The sequence below is a fragment of the Mesorhizobium sp. M7A.F.Ca.US.008.03.1.1 genome, assembly GCF_003997495.1.
Lineage (GTDB): Bacteria > Pseudomonadota > Alphaproteobacteria > Rhizobiales > Rhizobiaceae > Mesorhizobium.
In genome coordinates, this window is sequence record NZ_RZRU01000011.1 from 92489 (window position 1) to 119109 (window position 26621).

Consider the following 26621-nt stretch of genomic DNA (forward strand, 5'->3'; position numbering starts at 1 on the left):
GGGCTGGGCTCTCTGTGGGAGTGGCTGATCAGGCCTTTTTGGCACCGAGATTGGGAAAGAACTGCATGATGCCACCGATGCAGGCAAGGTAAAGCCCGGTGATGGTGATGCCGATCTTGGTGAAGGTGCTGACCTGCTCGCCCAGCACGCCGATCTGATCGTAGAAGGCAGCGAGTGCCGCCTGGGCCAGGGCAAGCGCGCCGAAAGCGCACCACAGGAGAGTCATCCCAAGGTTGATGCGCCGCAGCCGCACCACCCGCACCGGGTGGATGAAGTTGATCGGCACGAAAGTCAGGACGCCGGCCACCACCACAACCGCGAACGAAACCCATTGTCCGGGCTCGATGACGAACAGGGTGAACACCACCATGTTCCAGACCACGGGGAAACCCTTGAAGAAATTCTCCTTCGTCTTCATGCCGGTGTCGGCATAGTAGATGGCGCTGGAAACGACGATGATCGCCGCCGACAGGAATGACAGGCCCTCGCCCATGAAGCCGCGCTGATAGAGCGCGAAAGCCGGGATCAGCACGTAGGTCACGTAGTCGATGATGTTGTCGAGCAGTTCGCCCGACCATGTCGGCAGGATCTCCTTGACCTCGAGCTTCCGCGCGATCGGCCCATCGATGCCGTCGACGAACAGGGCGAGCCCGAGCCACCAGAACATCGCCGTCCAGCGCTCTTCGCTTGCCGCGACCAGCGACAGGAAGGCCAGGAACGACCCCGAGGCGGTCAAGAGGTGGACGGAGAACGCCCTCGCCTGTGGCCAGGTGACCTTCTTCTTCGGCCTGGGAATCCGGTCCGTGATCTTTTTGGCGGCTTTTCGGGCCGTTGTGTTCTTGCTCACGGGCCCCGCCAATCCAGCTTGCAGATTTCGGCCGAACGGCCGGCGAAATTCCAGTTGCGGCCGAAAGCCCGCATCTTGCTCTTGTCGGACCTGGCCACGATGATCTCAGGGGCGATCCAGTATTCCGAATTGCTGATCACCGTGTCCTTGTCGCGGTCCTTGCCGGGGATGGGTGTCACCGCTCCGTCGATAATCCTGGGTATCTGGAAGATACGCGTCTTGTCACGCGTCTCATAGGTGATCGGCACCTGCTCGACGCCGAGGAATTTGCCGACCAGGATGGAGAGCAGCGATGTGGTTCCACCTGCCTTGCCCGTGAAGATCTTTGTCAGCGCCTTGACCGCGTAGACAGAGGCGCGGCTGTCGATGAACAGGCCCGCGGTCCAGTTGCCGCGGCTCATGTAGCCGGGGATTTCCATGACCAGCCCGAGATTGAGATTGGACAGGTCGTCGTCGCCGAAATGGCCTGCGTCGATGCGAAACCCGGCCCATGTCTGGCAATAGCCTTCTGTTGGCGGATGATTGCCGAGCGACAGCACGCAAGGGCAAAAAACCGTGCAATTGCAGGAGAGTACGAGCTCTCCCTTCATCGCCCAGCTCTGGTCTGCCATCGATTTTCCCCCACTCACAGCGAGACTACTAGCAGCGCGGCTGCCCAGACAAGCAGTATCGCACCGGCCAGCCGGGTTGGAACCCTGCTGGCTGTTTGTTTTTCGATCAGGGTGAACAGCCCGATCAACGCCATCCAGAAGACGTTCATGACGCCGACGGCGAACATCACCAGCATCAGTGCCCAGCAGCAGCCGAGGCACCACAGGCCTTGCTCGACGCCAAGCCGGAAGATGCTGAGAGGCCTTGCGCTCCAGTTCGAAAACAGGATCGAGAAGGGGTTCTTGCATTTCTTCAGGCAGGCTTCCTTCAGGCCACTGAACTGGTAGAGGCCGGCAATCAGAAGAGCGAGCGCACCGGCAAGGCCAACGACCGGATCGAGCATCCCGGCTGACGAAGCGAATGCATGGGCGGCCAGGGTCAGCGCCGCGAACATCATTGAAGCGGCGAGCCAAACGCTGAGGTAGCCGGCGACCAGCACCAGCGGGTGAACGACCGGCTCGCTTTTGATGCGAGCCGTATCGGCGATCTCGCAATAGGTACGGATCATCGGCGCCGCCGAAGGCAGCATCGTCGCAATCGCCATCAGGAACCACATCGAAACGAGCGCGCCGGCCTGCAAGCCGAGACTTGCGTTCAAAGGCACCGGTGAGAGGCACAGCACAAAGAACCGTTCCAGGAAATCGGGCAGCGGCAGTTGCGGCAGGCTGCGCAGGATCGTGTCGCCAGGGGCGCCGGCGCCCGCAATCCCGCCTTCGGCGCCGCGGATTGCCATCGCCGCAAGAGACAGCCAGGCAAGCAGGATACAAGCGCCGACAACGACGTTTACCGCGACGCGAGGATTGCGCGCTATGTTGGCCATGGCGCGGCCGGCGCGATCGAGATGGCGGAAGTCGTCCTGCTGGCCGGTCATGTCATCCGAATGGGCCGAATCGCCGCGTTGATCAAGCGGCATGATCTGACCTATATGCTTGATCGAACGGCAGGTCGGGTGGACCGCCTCGCATTGCAAGCCGGAAGCCGATCTTGGAGCACGAGCAAACCGCGCGGATACTGGTTGCTGGCACTGGGCCGGCAGGGCTGATCGCGGCGCTCGGTTTTGCCGCCGAAGGTTTCCCGGTGACACTGGTCGGGCCGGAGGCCACCACCCCCGATGGCCGCACGACGGCCCTGATGAACCCTGCCTTGAAAGTGCTCGATCGGCTTGGCGTGCTCGAAGCCGTCAAATCCAAAGCGGCGCCTTTGAAAGTGATGCGCATCGTCGACGCCACCAGACGGCTGATCCGCAGCCCGGTCGTCACCTTCCGTGCCAGCGAGATCGACGAGGACCAGTTCGGGCTGAACCTTCCCAACAGCGTCCTCAACCCGGCACTCGCCAGCAAGGTTGTCGCGCATGCCGGCATCGAATGGCAGCAGTCGATGGTGGCGAACTGGCATCTCGACGCCGAGCACGTCCGTGCCGTCCTGACCGACGGCAGCACGGCCGACGCAGCGCTGGCGGTGGCGGCCGATGGGCGGTTGTCACCGGCGCGCCAGGCGGCCGGCATCTCGACCTCGGCCCGCTCCTACCCGCAGGCAGCTCTCGTCCTCAATTTCGGCCATAGCGGCGACCACGCCTTCACCTCGACCGAATTCCACACCGAGACCGGTCCGTTCACGCAGGTTCCCCTGCCCGGCAATCGCTCCAGCCTGGTCTGGGTGGTCAAGCCCGAGACCGCGACCGACCTCGCCGCACTGGACGATGCGACGCTTTCTCAGCGGGTCGAACAGCAGATGCAGTCGATGCTGGGCCGGGTGACGGTTGAGTCGGGCCGGCAGATCTATCCGCTTTCGGCGGTGACGCCACTGCGTTTCGCCCGAGATCGGGTGGCGCTGGTCGGCGAAGCCGCCCATGTGTTTCCCCCGATTGGTGCGCAAGGCCTCAATCTCGGCATCAGGGACGTCGACGATCTAATTGGAATCGCTTGTGAGAATAGAGCCGATCCAGGTGCAGCCAAGGCGCTTGCAGCCTACGATTTCAAGCGCCGCCCCGACATTCTGGCGCGCAGCAGCGCGGTCAACCTGCTCAACATGTCGCTGCTTTCCGACATGCTGCCGGCCCAGATGGCCCGCGTTGCCGGGCTCGGCGTGCTCGGAGGCTTCGCGCCGCTTCGGGCTTTTTTCATGCGCGAGGGACTTCGTCCAGGCAGCGGTTTTGCCGCGCTTGCCGGCGGGTTAGGGAAACAGGTCCGGCGCTAGGATATTGTGCCGGATCAGGTAGAGCAGCCCGGTGACGGTCACGACCGACAGGCAGGTTGTGATCAGCACACTGGCCGACGCCCGTTGCACCCAGACGCCATACTGCTGGGCGATGACGAAGACGTTGGTGGCGGTCGGCAATGCCGCCAGAAGCACCGCCGAGAAGAGCCATGTCTCAGAGAAATTGCCGATCCAGCTCAGCACGACATAGCAGAGCAACGGGTGCAGGATCAGTTTCAGCACCGCGATCGGAACCATCTCATGCGGGACGCGATTGAGCGGCCTGAGCGCCAGGGTGACGCCCATGGCAAACAGCGCGCAAGGTGCGGCCGCCCGGGAAAGATATTCCAGAAATCGCTCCACCGCCACGGGCGGTCGAAAGCCGATATAGGCGGCACCGACACCCAGGACGGTTGCGATTATGAACGGGTGCAGCACGATCTTGCGCACGACACCCAGCGCAAGCCGGAGAGGAGTGGTCTTCTCGTCGCCCGACAGCGCCATCATCATGGGTGCGATGGCGAAATGCATGATGTTCTCGAAACAGAAGATCAAGGCGACCGGCACAGCCGCCTCCTCGCCGAAGGCCAGCAATGCCAGCCCCGGTCCCATATAGCCGATATTGCCATAGGCGGCCGCGAGCGCCTTGATGGTCGATTGCGCTATCTCGCCGCGCGAGGTCAGGACCGACCCCATGAACATCAAGGAAAATATCATGAGGGTGGAGACGACCGAACCGAAGATGAAGCGCCATTCCGTCAGGTCTTCGAACGGCGTCTTGGCAAGCAGTTGGAAGAAAAGTGCCGGCAGCGCGACATAGACGATGAACGTGTTCATCCAGCCGAGCGCCTCCAGCGGCTGCCTGGTGATGCGCGCCACCAGAAACCCGACAAAAATCAAGCCGAAGAACGGAAGAACAAGACCGACGACGTCAGACATTTTTATGCTGGTCCGAAACCCTGACGCCGGGCTAGCCCGTTGCTTAATAGGGCGTCAAGCGCCTCGGGATTGAATTGATGCGCGGTCTGCGCCAAATAAGCCCAAGGAATTCAGTGGTGAGTACGATGAAAACAGCCAAATTCGCAATCGGACAGGTGGTTCGCCACCGGCTGTTTCCATTCAGGGGCATCATTTTCGACGTCGACCCGCAATTCGCCAACACCGACGAGTGGTATGAAGCGATCCCCGCCGACGTGCGGCCGCGCAAGGATCAGCCTTTCTATCATTTGCTCGCCGAGAATTCGGAGACCGAATACATCGCCTACGTCTCCGAGCAGAATCTGCTTGAGGATCAGTCGGGTGAGCCGGTCCGGCATCCGCAGATCAAGGAGATGTTCGACAAGAAGCCGGACGGCGGCTACCAGCCGAAACGGCAGTCAAGGCATTAACCCGCGGAGAGGCGGCACAAAAAAAGCGGGGCATGCCCCGCTTTTTTGTTGGCTCGGCGATATCGGCCGATCAGTTGGCGGTCTTCGCCTTGTCCTGCTCTTCCTTGAGCTTCTTGGCGAAATCCTGGTTGTTCTTGGCGACGAAGTCCTGAAGCTTCTTCTGCCGGTCCTCGATGTCCGACTGCTGCAGCGCCGGGCCGTCGTAGGCGCCGCTGAAGCCCTGCAGGGCGATCTTGATCGGATTGGGCTGGTTCTGGAAATTCACCGAGGTCAGCGTGATCGCCTGGCCTTTCTTGAATGCCGCGACGAGCTGGTCGGTCAGCGGCACTTCGGCCACGCAACGATCCGGGAAGCAGATCACATAGTCGAGCTTCTGCGCCTTGCCGGTGTCGATCTGCAGGCCGATGCCCGGAGGCACCAGACGGCCGGTCGGAACCGTCACCTGGAACACCTTGCGATTCACCTTGCCCTTGAGCTCGATCAGGCTGACGCCGGTGACCAACTGGCCGTTGCCGGCGGTGGTGATGTTCTGGACGTTGCAGATGTCGACGTCTTCCTGCTTGGTGCAGGCCTTGAACCAGCCTTGCGGAATCTGCTGTTGCTGCTGTGCGGAAGCGGCGGGGAGTCCTGCGCCCAGAAAGCCGATCACGCCAGCGGCCATGACCGACAGGCGGTACGCGTTGCTGTTCAGGCTCGTCATGTCGTGCACTTCCTCTCAAATGATCCCGGGACCGGCTTCTTCGTGCCGTGTGGTCCAGCTACCTGTTGCCGAAATGAGGCAACAGAATGACTTCGGAGGGCGTGTTACACTGCAAGCGATGCCGAATCCAGCCCGGCGTCAGCAATTGTTGAGCGCGCGGTTGGCCGGCGCACAGCCGCCTCATGCTAGGGTGCGCACCGAATCATCAAGCCGACCTGTTAAGGAGACGGTCATGGGCCGCGTTGTTGTTTGGCTGATCACCGCGATGTCGTTTCTCGCACTTTCGCATCAGCCGGCCGCATCGGAGCCGAAGCACGCGATCGCCATGCAGGGCGAACCGGCGCTGCCGGCCGACTATACGCATTTCGACTACGTCAATCCCGATGCGCCGAAGGGTGGCTCGATCACCTATTGCGTCGTCGGCAGCTTCGACAATCTCAATCCTTTCATCCTCAAGAGCCTGCGCACGACGGCGCGCGGCATGATGGACACGATCTTCGGCAATCTGGTCTTCGAGCCGTTGATGCAACGCAATGCCGACGAGGCTTTCACGCTCTACGGTTTGCTGGCCGACAGCGCCGACATGGACCCGGAGCGCAAGAGCATCGAATTCCATCTCAACCCGAATGCCAAATGGTCGGACGGCCAGCCGGTGACGCCGGAGGACGTGCTGTTCAGTTATGACGTCTATACCGAGAAAGGTCGCCCGCCCTACAGCGACCGCATGGCCAGGGTCGCCAAGCTCGAAAAGACCGGCGACCACAGCGTGCGCTTCACCTTCAACGACAAGGCCGATCGCGAATTCCCGCTGATCATCGCGCTGACCCCGATCATCCCGAAGCATACCTTCGACAAGGAGACTTTCGACAGGACGACGCTCAAGCCGGTGATCGGCAGTGGCCCCTATACGATCGCTCAGGTGCAGCCCGGCCAGCGCATCGTGTTCAAGCGCAACCCCGAATATTGGGGCAAGGACGTCCCGGCCAAGCGCGGCTTCGACAATTACGACCAGATCACCATCGAGTATTTCCTCAACGCCAATGCCAAGCTCGAAGCGTTCAAGAAAGGCCTTTGCGCCATCGACGACGACAGCGATCCGGTGAAACGCGAGCGCGATCTCGATTTTCCGGCCTTCCACAAGGGCGATGTGGTCGCGCAGACCTTCGACACCGGCATTCCGCCCGTGGTGACCGGTTTCCTGTTCAACACGCGGTTGCCGAAATTCGCCAACCCGGTCGTGCGGCGCGCGCTCGGCATGCTTTACGACTTCGAATGGGCCAACAAGAACCTGTTCGGCGGCAAATACACGCGCACGATGAGTTACTGGCAGAATTCCGAGCTTTCCGCGCTCGGCCATCCAGCCGACGACAGGGAGAAAGCGCTTCTGGCGCCCTACCCCGGCCGCGTGCCGGCCGATGTCATGGACGGTACATGGCGGCCGCCGGTGACCGACGGATCCGGTCAGGACCGCCGCGTCTTGAAGGCAGCCTTCGATCTGCTGAAAAGTGTCGGCTACCACGTGCAGAATGGAACGATGCTCGATCCCGAAGGCAAACCCTTCGGCTTCGAGATCTTGACCGCTTCGCAGGACGAGGAGCGCCTTGCCGGCATCTACCAGCGCACGCTGGAGAAGATCGGCATCGACCTCACCATTCGCAGCCTCGACGGCGATCAGATCCAGTCGCGCAAGCAGCGCTTCGATTTCGAGGTCCTGGTCGGATCGAGCGGCTTCAACAATTCGTTGTCACCCGGCATCGAGCAGAGCGGACGCTGGAGTTCGGCCGCGGCCAGGACGGAAGGCTCGTTCAATCTCGCCGGCGTCGCCGATCCGGCTGTGGACGCGGCAATCGAGGCGATGCTGCGCGCCCGTTCCAAGGAGGATTATGTTGCCGCCGTTCGCGTTCTCGACCGGCTGCTGATCTCCGGCAACTATATGGTGCCGATGCAGCACAACTCGCAGCAATGGATTGCCTACTGGAACTATTTGGCACATCCGCAAAAGACGCCCATATTTGGCTATCAACTGCCGACCTGGTGGCGCAAGCCGAATTGAAAAGTCAGGAGATCGAGATGAGCGAACCGAACGCCATCACCGTCGATGTGGTATCCGATGTCGTCTGCCCGTGGTGCTTCATCGGCCAGAAGCGGCTCGACAGGGCAATCGCCGCCGTCGGCGATGTCGACGTGCATGTCCGCTGGCGACCGTTCCAGCTCGATCCGACCATTCCGCCGGAAGGCAAGGATCGCCGCGAATACATGCTGGCAAAATTCGGCAGCGACGAGCGCATCCGCGAGATTCACGCCCGCATCGAGCCGCTCGGCGAAGCGGAGGACATTTCTTTCGCCTTCGACGCCATCAAGGTGGCGCCGAACACGCTGGATGCGCACCGGCTGATCCGCTGGGCTGGGGCCGCCGGCGAAGCTGTTCAAAACAGGCTTGTGCGCCGGCTGTTCCAGTTGAATTTCGAGGAAGGCGCCAACATCGGCGATCATGCCGTGCTGGTCGAGGCCGCGCGTGAGGCCGGCATGGATGCGTCCGTGGTCGCCACGCTTTTGCCGACCGAGGCCGATGTCGAGGCGGTGCGCACCGAGATCGCCACCGCGTCGCGCATGGGCATTTCTGGTGTGCCGTGCTTCCTGCTCGAGGACAAATACGCGGTCATGGGCGCACAGGATGCCGACACGCTGGCCGATGCCATTCGCCAGGTTGCGGCTGCCAAGGCGCGCGGCGAACTGGAAAAGGCCGGCTGAGCCGACCGCCCTCTCCTCTCCGCGACAGCAGCAAACGTTACTTCACCGTCGCCTTGGCCTTGCTGATGAAAAATCCATGGCCGTTCGTCGCCGTGCAGGTCAGTCCCTTGGTTGACGACTGGCACGAGAACGGCCCGGCGCTCCAGCTGTTGCCATAGCCAAGCTTGTCGACATCGCTGCAGCAGCCCTGCTCGCCTGGGTTCTTGATCAGCGTGGCTGGCCCCTTTGGACCCAGGATAATCGTGACGTAGCTTGGCTCGACGCGCGAGCAGCTCAGCTCCGGGCCACCATCCCTTGGCTCATAGGTGCTTGTGCCGCCTTTGGGCGTGTAGATGCAGCCGATGTTGCCGGACGGCGTGTTGAACTCGATCTGGCCTTCGGCGCTGGCCGGGATACTCTGCTCGCCGGCATGCGCCAAAGGTACGAGGGGCAGCCAGGCGAAGAGGGACAGGATTGCGGCCGCGCGTGCAAGCATTGGGAGCTTCCTTGTTGGAGAACCGGATATGCATGGGTGTCGACGATGCCGGGCAAGGTTCAATCCCGGACGGATGAATTGTCAAACGCAGTTCATCAGCCGACCCGACAAGACGGAACGCGCCGCTCAGACGATTTTCCGGTCACTTCCTGCCTCCGGCAATGACGATGACGGCAAGTCCGGCGGGATCCCGGACGGCAACTTTCTGGTGTTCGGGGCAGCCCCGCACTGAGAAAATCGCTCAGTTCGTACGATTTGAGTTCACAAAACCGTGTGAAAACCTTCCCTAGGGGAAGCTTGTCCGGCGGCATGCCACCGCAGATCAAGTATTTGAAATCAATAGCAATATTCCGATTTTTGCCGGCCGTTGTCGCCATGTTTCAGCGTGTAATCTGTTGCCTCACGGCCACGGCTGCCGAGGCAATCCGGTCGGCCCGGTTTTAAATTAATGGAAAATGATCAATTGGTGTTACCATCCGTAACAAAAGAAAAAAGGTTTGGGCGGGATCGTGATTCGGGTCGGTAGACCATCGCAAGAGTCAGTACCGGAAAAAACACCTCGCGATGCCGCAGGGCGATCGCTTCTGACGCCGGTGTCGTCGATGCGCAGCTTCTGGGGCCTGATGAGAGCCTACTGGTTCTCGAGCCGCTGGAGGGAAGCCTGGACGCTGACGCTGGTGATAGCCTTGCTGACAGCGCTCTCCAGCAAAGCCGACGTCTGGTTTACCGTGGCGGCGGGTGAACTAGCGACCTCAATCGCTTTTTTCCACGACGCCGCGAATACCACCCCACTTGAATCGCTGCTGACCAATGCAGGCCTGCTTGTGCTGTTGGTCGTGCTCAAGGACATGGGCATCACAGGTGCCTCCAAGTTTGTGTCGGCGACATTGCATCGCAAATGGCGCGGCTGGCTAAACAGCCGATTCAATGAGGCGCTACTCGACACCAACCACACGCACTACCATGCCCAGCATGGCTCGTCCGGCACGGCAGCGCCCGACAATATCGACCAGCGCGTGCAGGAATCGATCAAGGATATGACAGGCGGCGCCATAGGGCTTGCTATGGGCGTGTTCGGTGTCTTCACCTCGTTCTACTTTGTTGGCGGCGCATTGCTGAAAAACTCGGTGGAGGTGAAGGGACTTGAGTTTTTAGGAAGCTATGGCAGCGCCGCCCTTGCGCTGCTGGCGGTCGCCATTTACGTCCCCTTCAACACTTGGATCGCGATGAAACTCGGCGGAATGCTGGAGTGGCTAAACATCAGGATGCAGAAGGCTGAAGGCAGCTATCGCGGCGAACTGATCACGTTATTGCGCCGCAGTTTCCATGTCGCGGCCTCGCAAGGCGAAGACGTGCAGAAGACGATACATGGCCGGCTCTATCTCGACATCGATAGCACTTGGTCGAAGTTCAACATCGTCAACACCGTCTATGCGGGATTCGAATCGGTCTATAATTTTGTCGGTGCCAAAGTTGTTGCTTACGGACCGGGTCTGGTGCCGTTCATCCACAACGGCCTCGACCTCAAGGGCTACATAACAGGTTCTGAGCAGGTCAACGCGCTGATCAGCAAGTGCTCGTGGTTCATCCACGTCATGCCTGCCCTTGCCACGTTGCGCGCCAACAGCCAGCGCGTCATCGAATTGGCGCAGGCGATCGAGAATGTTCAGCACCCGCAGGAGTTCTACAGCCAGACAGGCCGCTCCGACTTCCGCTATGCCAGCCAGAACCCGGTCTTCGGCCTTACCATCCAGAAGCTCGAACTGGCGCATCAGGGTGAGGATGCAACGCCCTTCCTCAGCGCCGCCAATCTGCGCTTCCGGCGTGGCGAGTGGACCTTCCTGAAAGGCGAATCCGGCAGCGGCAAGACTTCGCTGATCAAGGCGATCAACGGCCTGTGGCCCTATGGCCGCGGCACCATCGTCTTCCCCGAGGGCGTCAAGAGTTTCTATGCCGCCCAGGAGGTCAAGCTGCAGCAGGTGACGCTGAAGCAACTGGTCTGCCTTCCGGGCTCCGAGCAGGACCATGGCGACGCGCAGGTCGCGTCGGCGCTGCACAAGGCGGGGCTCGGCGACTTTATCGAGCACATGGGCGACGAAAGCCGCGAAGGCAAAAGCTGGGACCAGGTGCTGTCGGGCGGCCAGAAACAAAAGCTGGTGGTGGCTCGCATCGTGCTGCAGCAGCCGGGGCTGCTGTTCCTCGACGAGGCGACCGGCGCGCTCGACCCCGATGGCAAGGTCGCCTTCCACCAAGCCATCAAGGACAACTGCCCCGATGTCACGGTGATCAGCGTCATGCACGAAGCGGTTGCGCCAAGATCGATGACGGGCAGCGAATTCTATCACAGCATCGTCGCGATCGCCGACGGCGTCGCCACCAAGAAGCCGCTGGTTCCGACCCTGCCCGTCGAGCTCACCACCATTCTCGCGCAGCCACTGCCAGCCCCAAGGCCGGTCGAGGACAAGTGGCTGCGTTTCTCGCGCCGGCTGAAGCAGAAGTAACCGTTATTCCACCCCGGTCCGCCTGGTCGAACGGCGGCCGGTGATCACAGTCTCGCGATACCGGCCGCTCGTCGGCACTTTCCCTCCTCACCGCGATTGACACGGCAAGGCGCGCTCCTATGTTGCGCCCGCTTGCAGATAGTAAAAACGCGAACCCGCAAGCGGAAAGGTCACCGCGCCATGCCTGGCGACAGTCACAGTCGAACGCAACAGCCGTCCGCCCAGACGTGACCTCACATGGTTCATGTCCTGCCGGACGGCAAGGAGTGAGCCATGAACGAATTTACCACAGTGGTAAGCGACGAGGCCGTCGCGATTGCCCGCATCCTAGCCAACGATCACGTCGCCGACATTGTCGAGGCCCTGAACAGGGAGCCCCGAGAGACCGCGACGGAACTGCTCTGTGAAGTGACGTTCGAACGCCTGGTCGAAATCTTCGACCAGCCGGAACTCGACGGCGCGCCCGAACTCATGGAGGCGCTGCCGCGCGCCAAGGCGGGCAAGCTGCTCACCGCCATGTCGGTAGACCGTGCCGCCGACATCCTGCGCGAGCTGGAAGAGCCGGCCCGTTCCGAGCTGCTTGGCGGGCTTGCGCCGCCGCTGCGCACAACGCTGCTCTCCATCCTCGGCTATCCCGAAGGCAGCGCCGCATCGATCATGACGACGGAGTTCGTCAGCGTGCCCTCGGACTGGACCGTCGGGCAAACGCTCGACTACATCCGCAAGGTGGAGCGGACGCGCGAGACCGTCTACGCGATCTATATCGTCGATCCGCAGACGCACCTGCTTGTGCGCTCGACGGGCCTGCGCCGGCTGATCACCGGGGAGCCCGACGATTCGATCATGACGGTGGCGCCGGATCATCTTCCGGTGACGGTCAGCCCGCTGACCGATCGCGAAACCCTGGCGCAGACGATCTCCAAATACGATCTGCTCGCCGTTCCGGTCGTCGACCATGGCAAGATCATCGGCATCGTCACCATCGACGACATCATCGACACGATGATCGCGGAGACGACCGAGGACGTGCACCGTTTCGGCGGCATGGAGGCGCTGGACGAGCCGTACATGAAGATGAGCTTCCTCGCCATGATCAAGAAACGCGGCGGCTGGCTGTGCGCGCTGTTCATCTCGGAGATGCTGACGGCCAACGCCATGCAGAGCTATGAGGGTGAGCTGGAGAAGGCGATCGTGCTGACGCTGTTCATCCCGCTGATCATGAGCTCCGGCGGCAATTCCGGCTCGCAGGCGACATCGCTGGTCATCCGTGCGCTGGCGCTGCGCGAGATCGGTCTTGGCGACTGGTGGCGGGTGGCGCTGCGCGAACTGCCCACCGGTCTCGTGCTTGGGGCCATGCTCGGCGTGGTCGGCATCTGCCGCATCGCTCTCTGGCAATATATGGGCTTCTACGACTATGGCCCGCACTGGCCGCTAATCGCAACGACGGTCGGCGCTGCACTGGTCGGCATCGTCACCTTCGGTTCGCTGTCGGGGTCGATGCTGCCGTTCGCCTTGAAACGTATCGGCTTCGACCCTGCAAGCGCATCGGCGCCGTTCGTCGCCACGCTGGTCGATGTCACCGGGCTGGTGATCTACTTCTCGGTGGCGCTGGTGATCCTGCGCGGCACGCTGCTGTAGCCGCTTCCTATCTCCGCCGTGGCAAATACCTTGCCGCGGCGGAGTTCCGCAGTCCGGCTTTGCCGTCAATCCACCCGCGCGCCGTCCTTCACGCGATAGGTCGGCTTGTACATGGTGACCAGTTCTTCCGCCGCCGTCGGATGCACGGCCATCGTACGGTCGAAATCGTCCTTGGTCAGGCCGGCCTTCAGCGGGATGCCGAGAAGCTGCGCCATCTCGCCGGCGTCCGGCCCCAATATGTGGGCGCCAAGCACTTTCTTCGACGCGCCATCGACCACCAGTTTTATCAGCATCTTCTCGTCGCGCCCGGACAGCGTGTGCCGCATCGGCCGGAATGTGGCGCGGTAGATCTCGATGTCGGGGAAGCGTTTGACGGCATCGTCCTCCGACAGGCCGACCGTGCCGATTTCCGGCTGTGAAAAGACGGCGGTCGCGATCGTCTCGTGATCGGGCGCGGTCGGATTTCCCTTGAAGGCGGTTTCGATGAAACACATGGCCTCATGGATCGCCACAGGCGTCAGCTGCACGCGGTTGGTGACGTCGCCGATCGCCCAGATGCTGTCGATGTTGGTGCGGGAATATTGGTCGACGGCGATGGCGCCAGTCTTGGTCATCTCCAGTCCGATGCCTTCCAGGCCCATATTCTCGGTGTTGGGAATGCGGCCGATGGCCAGCATCACCTGGTCGACGGTCAGCACCTCGCCGCCGCTGACGAGCGCGTCGAGCCGGCCGTCCGGCCGCTTGCGGATCCATTCGGACACGGAATGGCAGAGGATCCTTATCCCCTTCTTTTCCATCGTCTCGTGCAGCATGCGCCGCAGGTCCATGTCGAACCGGCTGAGGATCTCCTTGCCGCGATAGACCAGCGTGGTGTCGACGCCGAGACCGTGAAAAATGTTGGCGAATTCGACGGCGATGTAGCCGCCGCCCTCGATCATGATCGCCTTGGGCAATTCCTTGAGGTCGAAAGCCTCGTTGGAAAAGATGCAATGTTCATGGCCAGGCAGCGCCGGATGCGCCGCCGGGCGGCCGCCGGTGGCAATCAGGATCTGGTCTGCTGTGACGGTGCGATCCTCGCCCAGGAGATGCACGACATGCGGATCGACGATCATGGCGCGCGAGTGGAAGGTCTCGCCGCCGGCGCCCTCGACGTTCCTGACGTAGATCGCCTCCAGCCGGCTGATCTCGCGATCCTTGTTGGCGACCAGCGTCTGCCAGTCGAAACTGGCTTCCGGCACTGTCCAGCCATAGCCGGCGGCGTCGGCAAAGTGCTCGGGAAATTGCGAGGCATAGACGTAGAGCTTTTTCGGCACGCAGCCGCGGATGACGCAGGTGCCGCCGAAGCGGTATTCCTCGGCGATGCCGACACGCTTGCCGAGAGCCGCGGCGACGCGCGCCGCCCTCACCCCGCCCGAACCGCCGCCGATGACGAAAAGATCGTAGTCGTAACCAGCCATGACGCGGCTCTCCAGGCTTCAGAAATGTGTCAGACAGGTAGGCCGCAAACCATCAAAAGAAAAGCCCGGACAAGCCGGGCTTTCGCGGGAGGCCGCAAGGCCATTTGAAAATGCGGGTCAGTTGTTGTCCGCGGGGGCCGCGCCATCGGCGGGCGCTGCGCCATCGGCCGGAGCGGCGGCTCCGTCGGCGGGCGCGGCAGGTGCTGCCTGCGCCTTTGCCTTGGCGGCTGCGGCCAGCGTTTCGCCGACCTGCTGGGCGAGATCGCGGCCGAGGCCGTTCTGCCAGATGTCGGCTGCCTTGACCAGTTCGCGGGTCACCGTCGGGCCGCTATCGAGCAGCTTCTTGCCCGAATCGGAATTGTAGAAGGCGGCGATGTCAGCCAGTTCCTTTTCGGAGAACACTTTTGCATAGGCGAGTGCGGCTTCCTTCTCGAGGTCGGCGCGGCGCGAGGCCAGCGCCAGCGCCTTCTCGCTGATCGTCTTGCCGATCAGTTCCTGCATGTCCGGGTTCTTCTGGATCAGCTGCGATTCGAGCGCTGCGGCTGCCTGCGGCAGGATGTTGTCGAACGGGTCGGTCGCGTGGATCGCAGCGACCGCCGCGCGGGCGGCCTTCAGGTGCGATTCCGTGACATCCTGCGAAAACGCCGGCGAAGAGAAGGCGAAAACGGCCGAGGCCGCCAGAAGGACGGAAAGGCTGCGAACCCGGTTATGCAACATCATGATCGGTAGAACTCCCTGGTTTTCGGGCGGCATGGACGGTTTGGATACCGTCGCCGCCGGCGATGATGGCCGCTGAAGCCAGCCCGATGAAAAGACCATGCTCGACCACGCCCGGAATGGCGTGGAGAGCATTCGAAAGCGCTCTTGTATCCGGAATGCGGCCAAAAGATGCATCGAGGATAAAATGGCCGCCGTCTGTAACAAAAGCCTGCTGCCCCGTCATCCTCAATGTGACCGGTCCGGAAAGACCGAGCTTGTCAGCCGCTGCGGCAACCGCGATTTCAGTGGCGCGCAGGCCGAACGGATTGACTTCGATCGGCAGGGGAAAACGGCCGAGCGTCTCGACCATCTTGGAGCGGTCGGCGATGACGATCATGCGCTGGGACGCCGCGGCGACGATCTTCTCGCGCAGCAGCGCGCCGCCGCCGCCCTTGATCAAGGTCAGTTCCGGGTCGACTTCGTCGGCGCCGTCGACGGTGAGGTCGAGCTCTGGCGTTTCCTCCAGCGTCGACAGCGGCACGCCAAGCTCGCGGCACAGCAACGCGGTGCGTTCCGAAGTCGGCACGCCGATGACGGTCATGCCGGTGGCGACCTTTTCGGCAAGCAGCCGCACGAACTCCTCGGCTGTGGTGCCGGTGCCGATGCCGAGCCGCATGCCGTCGCCCACATGGGCAAGTGCTGCTCGCGCGGCCTCGACCTTCAACTGCCTTGCATCCATGTCGGCTATTGTCCCGGAAATTCGCTGCCGGGCTCGTAGCATTTTTGCCGGTCCGGTCAAAGCCCTCGGCGACGGGCTGATTTGCGCCAACAACCCGCCGCCGAGGCGGGTTTTTCATGTAGGACGGTCCGCCGCGAACGCCCGGCCTGATGGGCAGGCCAGCCTGAGCGAGCCGGCCCAGCGCTTGCCTTGACGCGCCGCAGCCGCTATCGCCTGCCCATTGCACACCTGCCCAGGACAGATCATGACCCGACCGATCATCGTGTTCGACCTCGACGGTACGCTGATCGACACAGCGCCGGACCTGCTCGACAGCCTGAACCACAGCCTGGCCGCCAGCGAGATCGCCGCGGTTGACGAAGCCGGCTTCAGGCGTTTTGTAGGTCACGGCGGCCGGGTGATGATCGAGCGGGCGCACGCAGCCCATCAGCGATCGCTTGCCGTCGAGGAGCACGACCGCCTGCTGAAACTTTTCCTCGACCACTACACGCTCAACATCCCCGGCAAATCGCGCCCCTACCCCGGTGTCGTCGAGGCAATCGCACGCTTCGAGGAGGCCGGCTATATCCTCGCCATCTGCACCAACAAATACGAAGCCAACTCGCTGGCGCTGATCGAGGCGCTCGGCCTGACCAGACATTTCTCCGCGATCGCCGGGCAGGACACGTTCGCCTTCCGCAAGCCCGACCCGCGCCACCTGATCGAGACCATCAAGCTGGCCGGCGGCGACCCGCACCGCGCGCTGATGGTCGGCGATTCGCAAACCGACATCGACACGGCGAAAGCCGCCGGCATCCCGGTGGTGGCGGTCGATTTCGGCTACACCGACCGCCATGTTCGCGAGTTCGAACCCTCGGCGGTCATCTCGCATTTCGACGCGCTGACGCTCGATCTGGCGCAGAAGCTGATTGCCGCTGCCGGAAACTGACCGGAAAGCGGCCGGCATCGCGTCGGAGACCGGCTGAAAGGACGGCAAATCCGATCCTTGCCGGAACGCCCCACACCGCCTTGACTTCCCGCACCTGCCTCCCTTATATCGCGGCTCGCTTGGCCTTCGGGCAAGAGCGGGCGATTAGCTCAGCGGGAGAGCACACCCTTCACACGGGTGGGGTCGCAGGTTCAATCCCTGCATCGCCCACCAAATCCCTACGGCAGTCGATTTGTGGCCGCTGTGAACGCTGCCCCATTGATCAGGTCATCTCCCTCAAATACCGCTCCGATTCGAATTTGAGGATTAACGTGCGCGCGCCCGAATTTGCTCGCACGCAGTTTGCCTTCGCCAAACAAGTTTATAGAGCATCGACCTAGAGATACCGGCAATGTCCGACCCGCTTGCCATGGTGGTAAAGTCGGCGATGTCTCGTTGTGGAGATGCCCCGGTCGAGCCGCGATCAGCGCTTCATCGAGTGCAGGATGGCCTGCATGTGCTCTTCCAGGTCGAGTTCACCCCGAGTCTCGGCGGTCAACAGGTAATCGGCCTTGGCCCGGCGGTCGCCTCGGCTGGTCGCAGGGTAGGAGCAGATGGCCAGCAATGCTTTCTGTTCAATCCGGTCTGCCCTCTCGCGTTCGCAGCTGCTGCTGCCCGCTTGATGAACAACCCTGTGAAGCCCGACATAGCTGGCTTCGTGGGCTCCGATCAGCGCCCGCAATTCGGGTGAGGCCCCTTCCCCTTCGGCAAACGTCGGTTCGACGACCGAGGCCACGGCGGCGAACGCAAGAAGTGTACGGCGGGTGACTTCGGGCATGGCTCATATCCCTGCTGCCTGATCATGCAGGCACACCATAGCACCGGCGAAGCGGTCCGCAGAGATGCTCGGGGACGCGACCACACTGTCTGCTGACAAAATGTATTCGCTTCCGCAGCCCCCCGCCCAACGGCCAGTGTGGCCTTAAGTCGCAATGATCGGCCTCCGAAAAGCAGGTTTCGGGCTTCATTGACGCTGCGACCAACACCATATGATGACCCACAGCCCTCCAAAACGAGAGAAGCTTGCCTTGACACGGTCGCATTGCGGCCATCGGCCGGCAATGGCTATGAACCAGGAACCTGAAAAACCATGCCTGAAAATATCAGACCGATTTCGAAAGACGTCCCCCTCATTCAGCTAGGCGTCTATCAGTGCCGCTTCCCGGTGAGCGAAGACCGGTCAGTACCCGGCGGTTATCGTTTCTGTGCTGGGCCAACTTCGGCGGATCGCGTCTATTGCGATCACCACCACAGCATCGTGACCGCCGTCGACCCTCGTCGAACCCGTTCAGGTCTCCACCCCGCTCAACGACGCGCCGCGTAAGTTAAACGGGCGGCGGCCCGTCGAACCGGTAAGCAAGGGCTCAGCGTGATGCGCTCCACATCAGTTGGGGACATCGTGGGGGCAACGACATGACGCGTGGAAGACCCCCTGAGTGATAGCTGGCAGCGTTATGGCCGGAATATCACGACTCTTTTTGGGAGGGCCCCCCTTTTCCCGCCATATGTGATCTGACTTTCATTAGCGTGTTTTGCAGAAACGGTTTTTGCACATCAGGCGGAGGTTGGATCGTGAGGTTCAATACCGGGGTTGCACCGGGCAACCTTCCCGGAGACGATTGTGGAAGAGAGATTGGAATTGCCCGCTCCGTCAATGGCCTTTAGACAACTCGACTCATGAACGATGTTTTCCGCCACACGCTAGTGCATCCGATGGGGAGCGAAGCTCGCCCGTTGCCGTTCGGCAAGAAGGACGCCCAATGGAACCCGGAGATGGTGGTTACCTGTCGCCGGCTGATTGCCGCGTACAAGGCGACCATGCTGCAGGAGAGCCGGCTCAAGCAAATCACGGACGACGACCTCTGGTCGGCATATGCGCGACAATCTCGGTCAGATGTTCAGCCTCATTCACGCCGAGGATGCGGAGCAGCTATCGCGCTATCTCGTCGATTTCGGCAAGGAATACACCTGGTTCGGCGGAATTACGACGGGAATAGACGGCTATACCTATTGGGATCGCGACGAGCAGTTTGTTGCATACAGCTATTTCGACAAATTGCTCTGCCTGGGCGAGGCGCTCGGAGTCCTGTCGGTGGAAAGCCCCGAACAGGGGACGGACGGGAAATGGGGCAAGAACAGTCTTCAGGATCCAAACGAGATCGTGGACGCCATAGAGGCCCAACTCGGCATACGCATCATCCCACCCGAGGGGCCGGTTCATGTCGCCGGTCTGAAAATCAGGAGTGGCCTGCTCCACTACAGGCACATTAACGCACTCTATCTGGCGACCCGGATACGGGACCTTGCCGCACCCGAAGACTGCATTTGCGAATTTGGCGGAGGGCTCGGGCTTGCCGCATTCTACCTGAACCGGATGGGCCGCAAGGATGTCACGATCTTCGACCTTCCGATCGTGAACGTGCTGTCGGGTTATTTCTTGATCGGAACCCTTGGCCAGGAAGCCGTTTGCCTTGAAGGCGAACCCTCGCGCAGGGACGCCATCAAACTGAAGGCGAATTGGAATTGCACCAATGAAGCGGACGGCACCTTTCGGGTCACCGCCAACCAGGATTCATTTCCGGAAATCAACCGCCGCATCTTTGACGAGTATGTGCAACAGATAAAGCGCATCACATCGGGCTTCTTCCTCAGCATCAATCATGAGGGCGAGCAACTCATCGCCGGGGGCACGCGGCTTCTTCACGTTTCGAAGCTGCTGGGTGTCGATCCGAGCTTTGCTCGCACCTACAGGAGCCCCTACTGGCTCCGCCGAGGCTATGTGGAAGAACTGTACCGGATTGAAAGCGGCACATCAGCGGGCACGGCGGGATAGCCTGCCTGACCGACGGGCTTTCCTTGCCCGACCGTCAAATCGAATGACCTCAAGTCTTCATGGCCGTAAGTCTCCAGGGAACAAACCGGCTTGCCGGCGAGTTTCTGTGCGACGCAACTTGGGGGAAAGCCCATGTCCAGATTTATCCTGGCGACGAGCGTCGCCGTTCTTCTCGCCGCCGGGCCGGCCTTGGCCGCTGACGACAAGCCGCTGCCGCCGCCCAACGCCAAGAAATTGTCGGAGATCATCGCCAAGGTCGAGCAGCGCGACGGCTTTCGCTATGTGGACGAGGTCGACTGGGACAGCGGCGCCTACACCGTGACCTATTACACGGCGGACAAGGCGAAGGTCGAAATCACCTACGATCCTGTGACGGCGGAGCCGAAATAGGGTTTGCCGACAGCGACGTATCCGACGCGCTAGCCCATTCTCGGCCATGGCAATGGCTTTCCGAGCGCCGGCGCCGCCCCTCACCTGCCTGCCGGCATCCTCTCCCCGTATAGTGACGGGGAGAGGGACGCTGTCATCGAAGGTTTTCGCCAATCGCCAGCAGTGCGGAAAGGGTGCCGAGGTTGCGGGCAGCCCCTTCTCCCCGTCACTATACGGGGAGAAGTGCCCGGCAGGGCGATGAGGGGCGGCGCCGACTTCGGCTATTGGTGGTTTCAGCCACAAGTCGAACTTGTCATTGGTCTGAAGCGATTGTCCTGGCATCGCCTAAAATCGTCCACTCTTGGCGCCGCCGGCCAGCTTGCCAAGGGCGCATCCCCTTGCGTCAGTCTCGCTTTGATGGCTGACTGTTGCGTCAGGCGCTGCATTGGGGGATGGGCATGGCGACGGCAAAGCACGTGATGAAGCGCCTATTGATGATGTTGGCCGGCTACTTCGTGTCGGTTTTGGTCGGGCTGATCGCCATCGTGGTGATCTATGGCGTGCTCAGTTCCTTGCCCAACGCGCCCAACTATTTCGATGTCATGGGCGTTTCGCCGATCGCGGTGCTGCTGGTGCCGCCGCTCGGCATGTTCGTCTATTTCCTGACGATCGTGGTGACCGCGCTGCAGACGCTTATCTTCGCGCTGATCGCGGAGTTCTTCTCGTTGCGCAATGTCCTGCTGCACATGGTTTTCGGCGCCGGCGCCGCGGTCGGCGGCTTCGCCCTGATCTGGCCGAGCGCACCAGAGGATATGGACCCGGAGCGCTGGGTCGACATCGGCATCATTGCCGCTGCCGGCCTTGTCGCCGGGTTGCTCTATTGGCTGATCGCCGGGCGCGACGCCGGCTTCCGGCGGCCACTGTTCGAGCGCTAAATCAGCTCGAAGGCGAGCGCACCGCTTCCGTGGCGTCCAGGGCCTGCTTCAGCCGCGAGTCGCGGTCGTAGACGTCGCCGAAATATTCGACCTTGCCGGACAGGTCGGGCCAGGCGGTGAAATAGGCGACATAGACCGGGATGGTGCGTGTCACGTTCTCGGTCGAGTGGCCGTGCTTCAGCTTCTCGGCGATATAGTCCACGGAGGTGCCAAGCACCGCCGCCGCCATGCCGCGCGGGTCCTGCAGCCGCACGCAGCCATGGCTGAGCGCGCGCATATCACGCTGGAAGAATGATTTCTGCGGCGTGTCGTGCATGTAGATCGCGTGCTTGTTGGGGAACAGGATCTTCAGTTCGCCCAGCGCGTTGGCCTCGCTCGGCTGCTGGCGAACGCTGTAGGGGATGTTCGAGCCATAGGCGCCCCAATTGACCGCCGACGAAGGAATGCGCTTGCCGCGCGAATCCGTCACCTCATAGCCGGCCCGATCGAGATAGCCCGGATCGTTGCGCAATCTCGGCAGCATCTCGTTGACGATGATCGACTGCGGCACGCCCCAATAGGGATGGAAATCGACCTGCTTGATCTGGTCGTAGAAGAAGGAGGTCTGGTTGGTGGTCCGGCCAACGACGACACGCGTCTTGAGCTTTTCCTCGCCATTGTCGATGTAGCTTGCGGTAAAGGCCGGCTGGTTGATGAAGACGCGCGGGCTGCCGAGATCGGAGGGCAGCCAGCGCAGTTCCTCCAGCGCCACTTCCACCTTCAGCAGCTTGTCGGCCTTGGATGTTCCAGCCAGCGTCGCGACGGTGCGCGGGCCGATGACCCCGTCGCCCTTCATGCCTGCCTTTTGCTGCACGGCCTTGATGACCGGGACCAGTTCCGGAACATAGACTTCGCTGGTGGCCAGCCTGGACAGGGTCTCGCCGTAGGCGCCGCCCATTTCGTCATCGAGATTGCGCGCGATCAGGGTCAGCAGCTTCGGCAGTTCGGGGCTGATCTCGCCCGGCTTCAGCAACAGTTTGGGGTCGACGACGATTTCGTTTTCAGCGCTGGCCTGCAGCGCTTCGAGTTCGACGCGCAGCGCCTGGTATTCCGCATTCTGCGGATGCCGCCATTCGAGATAGGTGCGCACCTGCTGGGTATGAGCCAGCGTTTTGAGCACGCCTTGCAGATCGAGCGGCTTGGCCGGGAAATCATAATAGCCGGTCATGCGGTTGGGATCGACACGGCCGTTCTGGGCGTCGTGGGCATAGCGCAGCACACGCGCGGAAAGCGCCATCTCGAAACGGACGAGCTCTTTCAGTTGCGCATTGGCATCGGCCGACGATGCGCCGGCGGCGGGCACTTCGACCGTATAGTCGGCGGGCGTGAGGCCATAGCTTGACGCCTCGCCAAGCACCCGCACCGCATCCTGCGCACGGCTGTTGAGGCTGGTTCCGCTTATCCAGATGAAATCCGGATTGGCCGAGTAGTACGCGATCAGCGCCTTGGCGATGTCGGGCTCGGCTAAGAGTTCATAGTCGCCCAAGCTGGCAACCGCATCACGAAACGCGGCACCCGTAGCAGACGGAACGAAGGCGGCGTCCTGCGGTGTCGCCGGCTGCGGCGTCGCGGCCAATGCCGAGAAGTCGACGCGCACCAGCCGGTCGGCCTTGTAGGTGTAATAGGACGGGCTGCTGATCTTCACATTGCCGCCGCCACCATCGGACACTTTCGGTTTTGGCTTGTTCTTCGGCGGCGGGGGCGGAAACTCGCCTTTCGGCGCATGCTTGACGCCGCCGCCGAAAAGCATGTCGAAGAGCCCCTGTGCGCCTGCCTGGGGTACACCGAAAGCCAGCGTTGCCGTGATTGCCATCAGCGGCATCACGGTTGCTTTGTTTCCGAGGAATTTCATGAATCACCCGCTCCGGCCGCAACCGGTTCCCGTTCCGCACGCTAGATCGTCCCGCTCACCGCATGGCGGATGTAAGGCGCGACTATACTGATTCATACCGATTTCGTTAAGCTTTCATAAATTTTGGAAAGCCTGTTGCAGAACGGTTTCACAAGATCGTGACGGCCGGAGCGGAGGGTGGTTCCGCCCCAGCCGGAAATCCGTCGGGATCAGGCGTTGGCGCCGCCATCGATGGTCAGAGCAGCCCCGGTGACGAAGCGGCCTTCCGGGCCTGCGAGCCAGGCGACCATGCCGGCAATGTCGTCGGCCTTGCCGAAGCGCGGCGTTGCCATCTTCCGGCGCTGATGCTCGGCGTGCGGGCCGTCGGCAGGGTTCATGTCGGTGTCGGTCGAACCGGGGTGGACGACATTGGCGGTGATGCCGCGCGGGCCGAGGTCGCGCGCCAGCGCCTTGGTCAGGCCGACAAGCGCCGCCTTGCTGGCCGAATAGGCCGTGAGGCTGCCGTCGGTCGCCCGCTCGGCAAGGTTGCTGCCGATCGAGATGATGCTGCCGCCCTCACCCATATGGGCGGCCGCTGCCTTGGAGGCGATGAATGGGGCTCGGAGATTGACCTCCATGGTCTCGTCGAAATCGGCGAGCGACAGCGTGTCGATTGGGGCTGCGCGCCAGATCCCTGCGCTGTTGACCAGGATGTCGAGCCGGCCGAAGGCGGCTACGGCATCGTCGACCGCCTTGTCTATGGCAACCGCATCGCGGTTGTCGGCCTTGATCGCGATGGCGCGGCCACCCTTGGCCTCTATCTCGGCGACAACAGCGCGGGCCTGCTCCTCGCCATGCACATAAGTCAGCGCAACGCTGGCGCCATCGGCCGCCAGCCTCCGCGCAATCGCCGCACCGATGCCACGACTGCCGCCGGTGACGAGCGCGGCCTTGCCGTTCAATTTGCTGGATGACATCGAATTCTCCTTTTATGTAATGATCGATACATAAATACCTGCCAGCCTTGCCCGCAGACGTCAACTGAATTATGTATCGATCAACACAGAAAAGAGCGTCATGTCGGAACGAGGCCGTCCCCGCACCTTCGATCGAACCGCAGCCCTGCGCCGCGCCATGCAGGTGTTTTGGGCGCGTGGTTACGAAGGCGCATCGATGAGCGAGCTGACCGCCGCCATGGGCATCAACTCGCCCAGCCTCTACGCCGCCTTCGGCAGCAAGGAGGCGCTGTTCCTGGAGGCGACGGATTTTTACTCGCACACCGAGGGTGCCGACATCTGGCTGGCATTGGACGAGGCTCCGACCGCGCGGCAGGCGATCGAACAATTCCTGTGCCTGACGGCGAAAGCCTATGCGCAGAGCGATCGACCGCAGGGCTGCCTGATCACGCTGGGCGCACTGCATCAGGATTCGAGCCGCGGCGCCATCTGCGACGACCTGCGCCGTCGTCGTGCCGAAAACCACACCGCCCTGCAGAAGCGTCTGGAGCGCGGCGTTGCCCAAGGCGAACTGCCGGCGAATTTCGATGCCTGCGCCGCCGCGACCTTTTTCGCCACGGTCCAGCACGGCATGTCGATCCAGGCACGCGACGGTGCATCGCATGACGCCCTGCTGGCGACAGTGGCCGGTGCCATGGCTGCCTGGCAGACGATGGCCGGTGGCAACGCGGCGTGACAAACGCCGGCCGGTGTGCTCGAAATTCGGAGTTGCCAGCAATGCTAGGGCCGGCAAGACCGGGAGAGGAGAGAGCGTGAAAAAGGGTTATCGCGAGTTGCTGGACGAGGCGAACGCCGTGATCGAGGTGGTTTCGCCGGAGGAAGCGGCCGGGCTGCTCGACGATGAAGGCACCATCTTCGTCGATCTGCGCGACCCACGCGAGGTAGAACGCGACGGCCGGATTCCCGGCGCCAAACATGTCACGCGCGGCATGCTGGAATTCTGGATCGACCCCGAAAGCCCTTACCACAAGCCGTTCTTCGCCTCGGGAAAGAACTTCGTGTTCTTCTGCGCAGGCGGCTGGCGCTCGGCGCTGGCCACCAAGACGGCGCAGGACATGGGACTGTCGCCGGTCAAGCACATCCTTGGCGGCTACACCGCCTGGAAGGCCGCCGGACTACCGGTCGAACCCGGAGAGAAGAAGAAATAGTTTTGATCGCCGCTCAATGGAGCCGCGACGGCTCCAGATGCTCCGCGACGAAGCCGACGGCACGCTCGACCACGCCTCTGTCAGCGAGGATGCGGCGGTGGCCGAGCCCGTCGGCCCAGTAAAGCCGCACGTGGCCGCCGGCGCCGGCATAGCGCCTTGCATGATCGGCCGAGACTTCGCGGTCGTCCGGCGCGTGGATGACCAGGGTCGGCACCGGCGCCTGGGCGAGCTGGCGGTCGCCGGTGAATTCGTGCAGGGGCCGGCCGGAAAGATGCTCGACCCGGTCCGCCATGGCGGCTTGCGAGCGCGGGCCGACATTCAACATATGACTGAAGTCGGCAAAGATCGCCGGCAGGGAACTGGGCGCCGCGATCAGCACCAGGCGTCCGGCCGCCAGCGGCGGGATGTTCTTGACCGAACCGGCGATGGCATTGGCGGCGACGGCGCCGCCGAAGGAATGGCCGACCGCTGCCACGAAGGGGCCGAACCATTCGCCCGCAACCCGCACCGCATCCACCGCATTGACCATGTTCAGGCGCCGGCCCTGCGACTGGCCGTGGCCGGGCAGGTCAAGCGAAACGACCCTGTAGCCGGCGGCGCGATAGCCTTCGATCAAGGCGCGCATATATTCGGTGCGCGAGCGCCAGCCATGGACGACGAGCACCGTGCCGGCGGCCGCCCTGCCCGGCTCGGGCCGGAACTCGTGCACCATGACGCAGCCGGTCGCGGTCTTCAGCCGGTGATGACGCGCCTCGGTCATGAACCCGGCCGCACGGTCGACAGCGCGGCGCTCGCCGTCGCTGAGCGCCTTGACATTCGGGGTGCGGCAGAACAATTCGAACGCCGCGCGCCCGGTCAGGCGTGGCGCGACACGCTCGGCCGCACCGAACACGCCCCGGATGACCTTCAGCCCGAATGATGCCATAGTGAGGATCCATCCATACGTTCAAGCATGAACATAATAGTTCAAAGATGAACAATAAACAAGAGCTGCCTTGGGACAACCCGCGTTTCCGCAACTGGGTCGCGGTGGCGCGCGCCTGCCATGTGCTGGAGCGCACGCTGGCGGTGAAGCTTGCGCCGCTCGATTTGAAACCGGCGCAGCTCGACGTGCTGATGAACCTCTATCGCCACCCCGGCATGTCGCAGCACGATCTTGCCCGCAAGCTGCTCGTCGGCCGCTCCAACATCACCATGCTTTTGCCGCAGCTGGAAGCGCGTGGCCTGCTGCGCCGCGAAGGCGACGAGAAGGACAAGCGCATCCTGCGGCTCGCGCTCACCGAGGCCGGCGAGGCGTTGCTGATGCAGGCGCTGAAAGTGCATATGGCGCTGATCGAGAAGGCGATGAGCCAGTCGACGCCGGAACAGTGCGACATGATCGGCGATCAGATGCGCAAGATCTATGATGTGCTGAAAGAGGCGTGACGCCTTTCAGCCCAGA

At 62.3% G+C, this 26621-nt stretch carries 26 protein-coding genes and 1 tRNA gene; 14 read left to right on the plus strand and 13 right to left on the minus strand.

Translation table 11 applies throughout. The features are described 5' to 3' along the window. Positions 1–28: 28 nt before the first annotated feature. Genes pcsA through EOA16_RS17025 form a run of 3 tightly spaced genes read right to left on the minus strand, consistent with a single transcriptional unit; the run spans position 29 to position 2411 of the window. Positions 29–847 carry a phosphatidylcholine synthase gene (gene pcsA / locus EOA16_RS17015; protein ID WP_023811884.1) on the minus strand — a complete coding sequence of 273 codons (819 nt, stop codon included), beginning with the start codon at positions 845–847 and terminating at the stop codon, positions 29–31. Further along, a complete protein-coding gene (locus EOA16_RS17020) occupies positions 844–1458 on the minus strand; it encodes a DUF1326 domain-containing protein (protein ID WP_127259303.1) in 615 nt (204 codons plus the stop codon). The genes pcsA and EOA16_RS17020 overlap by 4 nt, the downstream gene beginning before the upstream one ends. Before the next feature lie 14 nt (positions 1459–1472). Continuing rightward, positions 1473–2411 (minus strand): DUF2182 domain-containing protein, encoded by a 939-nt coding sequence (locus EOA16_RS17025; RefSeq protein WP_127259304.1) that lies wholly within the window; start codon positions 2409–2411, stop codon positions 1473–1475. 71 nt (positions 2412–2482) lie between these two features. On the opposite strand from EOA16_RS17025, the gene EOA16_RS17030 reads away from it, so the two are divergent. Further along, entirely contained in the window at positions 2483–3694 is a 1212-nt protein-coding gene (locus EOA16_RS17030; protein WP_127259305.1) for a UbiH/UbiF family hydroxylase, read from the plus strand. Here the strand turns inward: EOA16_RS17030 and EOA16_RS17035 are convergent. Then, a complete protein-coding gene (locus tag EOA16_RS17035) occupies positions 3671–4633 on the minus strand; it encodes an AEC family transporter (protein WP_127259306.1) in 963 nt (320 codons plus the stop codon). The genes EOA16_RS17030 and EOA16_RS17035 overlap by 24 nt on opposite strands. Before the next feature lie 125 nt (positions 4634–4758). Here EOA16_RS17035 and hspQ point away from each other — a divergent pair, with 125 nt between their 5' ends. After that, the gene (gene hspQ / locus EOA16_RS17040; RefSeq protein WP_056587784.1) at positions 4759–5082 is read left to right on the plus strand and encodes a heat shock protein HspQ; all 324 of its coding nucleotides are present in this window, start codon (positions 4759–4761) and stop codon (positions 5080–5082) included. A gap of 70 nt (positions 5083–5152) precedes the next feature. Here the strand turns inward: hspQ and EOA16_RS17045 are convergent, their stop codons facing one another. Beyond that, on the minus strand, positions 5153–5782 hold the full coding sequence (locus EOA16_RS17045) for an invasion associated locus B family protein (RefSeq protein WP_027036590.1): 630 nt from the start codon (positions 5780–5782) through the stop codon (positions 5153–5155). 232 nt (positions 5783–6014) lie between these two features. On the opposite strand from EOA16_RS17045, the gene EOA16_RS17050 reads away from it, so the two are divergent. Beyond that, positions 6015–7835, plus strand: a complete 1821-nt coding sequence (locus EOA16_RS17050) for an extracellular solute-binding protein (RefSeq protein WP_127259307.1) — start codon at positions 6015–6017, stop codon at positions 7833–7835. A 17-nt stretch (positions 7836–7852) separates the two neighbouring features. Further along, positions 7853–8533, plus strand: coding sequence for a DsbA family protein (locus EOA16_RS17055; protein WP_127259308.1), 681 nt, complete (start codon positions 7853–7855; stop codon positions 8531–8533). A 37-nt stretch (positions 8534–8570) separates the two neighbouring features. Here EOA16_RS17055 and EOA16_RS33230 read toward each other — a convergent pair whose 3' ends face one another. Next, on the minus strand, positions 8571–9008 hold the full coding sequence (locus EOA16_RS33230; RefSeq protein WP_245455957.1) for a hypothetical protein: 438 nt from the start codon (positions 9006–9008) through the stop codon (positions 8571–8573). 602 nt (positions 9009–9610) lie between these two features. Between EOA16_RS33230 and EOA16_RS17065 the strand changes: the two genes are divergently transcribed. Next, positions 9611–11509 (plus strand): ABC transporter ATP-binding protein/permease, encoded by a 1899-nt coding sequence (locus EOA16_RS17065; protein WP_164754293.1) that lies wholly within the window; start codon positions 9611–9613, stop codon positions 11507–11509. A 273-nt stretch (positions 11510–11782) separates the two neighbouring features. Beyond that, the gene (gene mgtE, locus EOA16_RS17070; RefSeq protein WP_127259310.1) at positions 11783–13147 is read left to right on the plus strand and encodes a magnesium transporter; all 1365 of its coding nucleotides are present in this window, start codon (positions 11783–11785) and stop codon (positions 13145–13147) included. A 65-nt stretch (positions 13148–13212) separates the two neighbouring features. On the opposite strand, the gene gor is transcribed toward mgtE, so the two are convergent. From gor to rpiA, 3 genes are all read right to left on the minus strand, one after another. Beyond that, positions 13213–14604, minus strand: a complete 1392-nt coding sequence (gor, locus tag EOA16_RS17075) for a glutathione-disulfide reductase (protein WP_127259311.1) — start codon at positions 14602–14604, stop codon at positions 13213–13215. Positions 14605–14721: 117 nt separating this feature from the next. Then, positions 14722–15324, minus strand: coding sequence for a DUF2059 domain-containing protein (locus EOA16_RS17080; protein ID WP_127259312.1), 603 nt, complete (start codon positions 15322–15324; stop codon positions 14722–14724). Then, complete coding sequence (gene rpiA, locus EOA16_RS17085) at positions 15311–16042, minus strand: ribose-5-phosphate isomerase RpiA (RefSeq protein ID WP_127259313.1); 732 nt, start codon at positions 16040–16042, stop codon at positions 15311–15313. The genes EOA16_RS17080 and rpiA overlap by 14 nt, the downstream gene beginning before the upstream one ends. A gap of 244 nt (positions 16043–16286) precedes the next feature. On the opposite strand from rpiA, the gene EOA16_RS17090 reads away from it, so the two are divergent. Both EOA16_RS17090 and EOA16_RS17095 read left to right on the plus strand, forming a co-directional pair. Continuing rightward, positions 16287–16970, plus strand: coding sequence for a phosphoglycolate phosphatase (locus EOA16_RS17090; RefSeq protein ID WP_127259314.1), 684 nt, complete (start codon positions 16287–16289; stop codon positions 16968–16970). Positions 16971–17108: 138 nt separating this feature from the next. Beyond that, positions 17109–17183 (plus strand) — tRNA-Val (locus tag EOA16_RS17095). A 250-nt stretch (positions 17184–17433) separates the two neighbouring features. On the opposite strand, the gene EOA16_RS17100 is transcribed toward EOA16_RS17095, so the two are convergent. Continuing rightward, complete coding sequence (locus tag EOA16_RS17100; RefSeq protein WP_127259315.1) at positions 17434–17787, minus strand: hypothetical protein; 354 nt, start codon at positions 17785–17787, stop codon at positions 17434–17436. A gap of 1095 nt (positions 17788–18882) precedes the next feature. On the opposite strand from EOA16_RS17100, the gene EOA16_RS17110 reads away from it, so the two are divergent. The 3 genes from EOA16_RS17110 (at position 18883) to EOA16_RS17125 (ending at position 21146) form a co-directional block, all read left to right on the plus strand. Next, a complete protein-coding gene (locus tag EOA16_RS17110) occupies positions 18883–19842 on the plus strand; it encodes a hypothetical protein (RefSeq protein WP_127259317.1) in 960 nt (319 codons plus the stop codon). Positions 19843–19974: 132 nt separating this feature from the next. Continuing rightward, a complete protein-coding gene (locus tag EOA16_RS17115) occupies positions 19975–20232 on the plus strand; it encodes a PepSY domain-containing protein (RefSeq protein WP_127259318.1) in 258 nt (85 codons plus the stop codon). Between the two features lie 431 nt (positions 20233–20663). Beyond that, positions 20664–21146, plus strand: coding sequence for a hypothetical protein (locus tag EOA16_RS17125; protein ID WP_164754303.1), 483 nt, complete (start codon positions 20664–20666; stop codon positions 21144–21146). 1 nt (position 21147) lies between these two features. On the opposite strand, the gene EOA16_RS17130 is transcribed toward EOA16_RS17125, so the two are convergent. Together EOA16_RS17130 and EOA16_RS17135 are read right to left on the minus strand one after the other, a co-directional pair. Then, a complete protein-coding gene (locus EOA16_RS17130) occupies positions 21148–23037 on the minus strand; it encodes a murein L,D-transpeptidase (RefSeq protein WP_127259320.1) in 1890 nt (629 codons plus the stop codon). Positions 23038–23246: 209 nt separating this feature from the next. Further along, on the minus strand, positions 23247–23993 hold the full coding sequence (locus tag EOA16_RS17135; RefSeq protein WP_127259321.1) for a 3-oxoacyl-ACP reductase family protein: 747 nt from the start codon (positions 23991–23993) through the stop codon (positions 23247–23249). A 100-nt stretch (positions 23994–24093) separates the two neighbouring features. On the opposite strand from EOA16_RS17135, the gene EOA16_RS17140 reads away from it, so the two are divergent. Further along, positions 24094–24708 carry a TetR/AcrR family transcriptional regulator gene (locus EOA16_RS17140; protein ID WP_127259322.1) on the plus strand — a complete coding sequence of 205 codons (615 nt, stop codon included), beginning with the start codon at positions 24094–24096 and terminating at the stop codon, positions 24706–24708. Positions 24709–24784: 76 nt separating this feature from the next. After that, positions 24785–25180, plus strand: coding sequence for a rhodanese-like domain-containing protein (locus EOA16_RS17145; RefSeq protein WP_127259323.1), 396 nt, complete (start codon positions 24785–24787; stop codon positions 25178–25180). 13 nt (positions 25181–25193) lie between these two features. On the opposite strand, the gene EOA16_RS17150 is transcribed toward EOA16_RS17145, so the two are convergent. Continuing rightward, on the minus strand, positions 25194–26105 hold the full coding sequence (locus EOA16_RS17150; protein WP_127259324.1) for an alpha/beta hydrolase: 912 nt from the start codon (positions 26103–26105) through the stop codon (positions 25194–25196). Positions 26106–26152: 47 nt separating this feature from the next. Here EOA16_RS17150 and EOA16_RS17155 point away from each other — a divergent pair, with 47 nt between their 5' ends. Further along, positions 26153–26605: a MarR family transcriptional regulator gene (locus EOA16_RS17155; protein WP_127259325.1), complete on the plus strand. Its 453-nt coding sequence runs from the start codon at positions 26153–26155 to the stop codon at positions 26603–26605. Positions 26606–26621 lie beyond the last annotated feature (16 nt).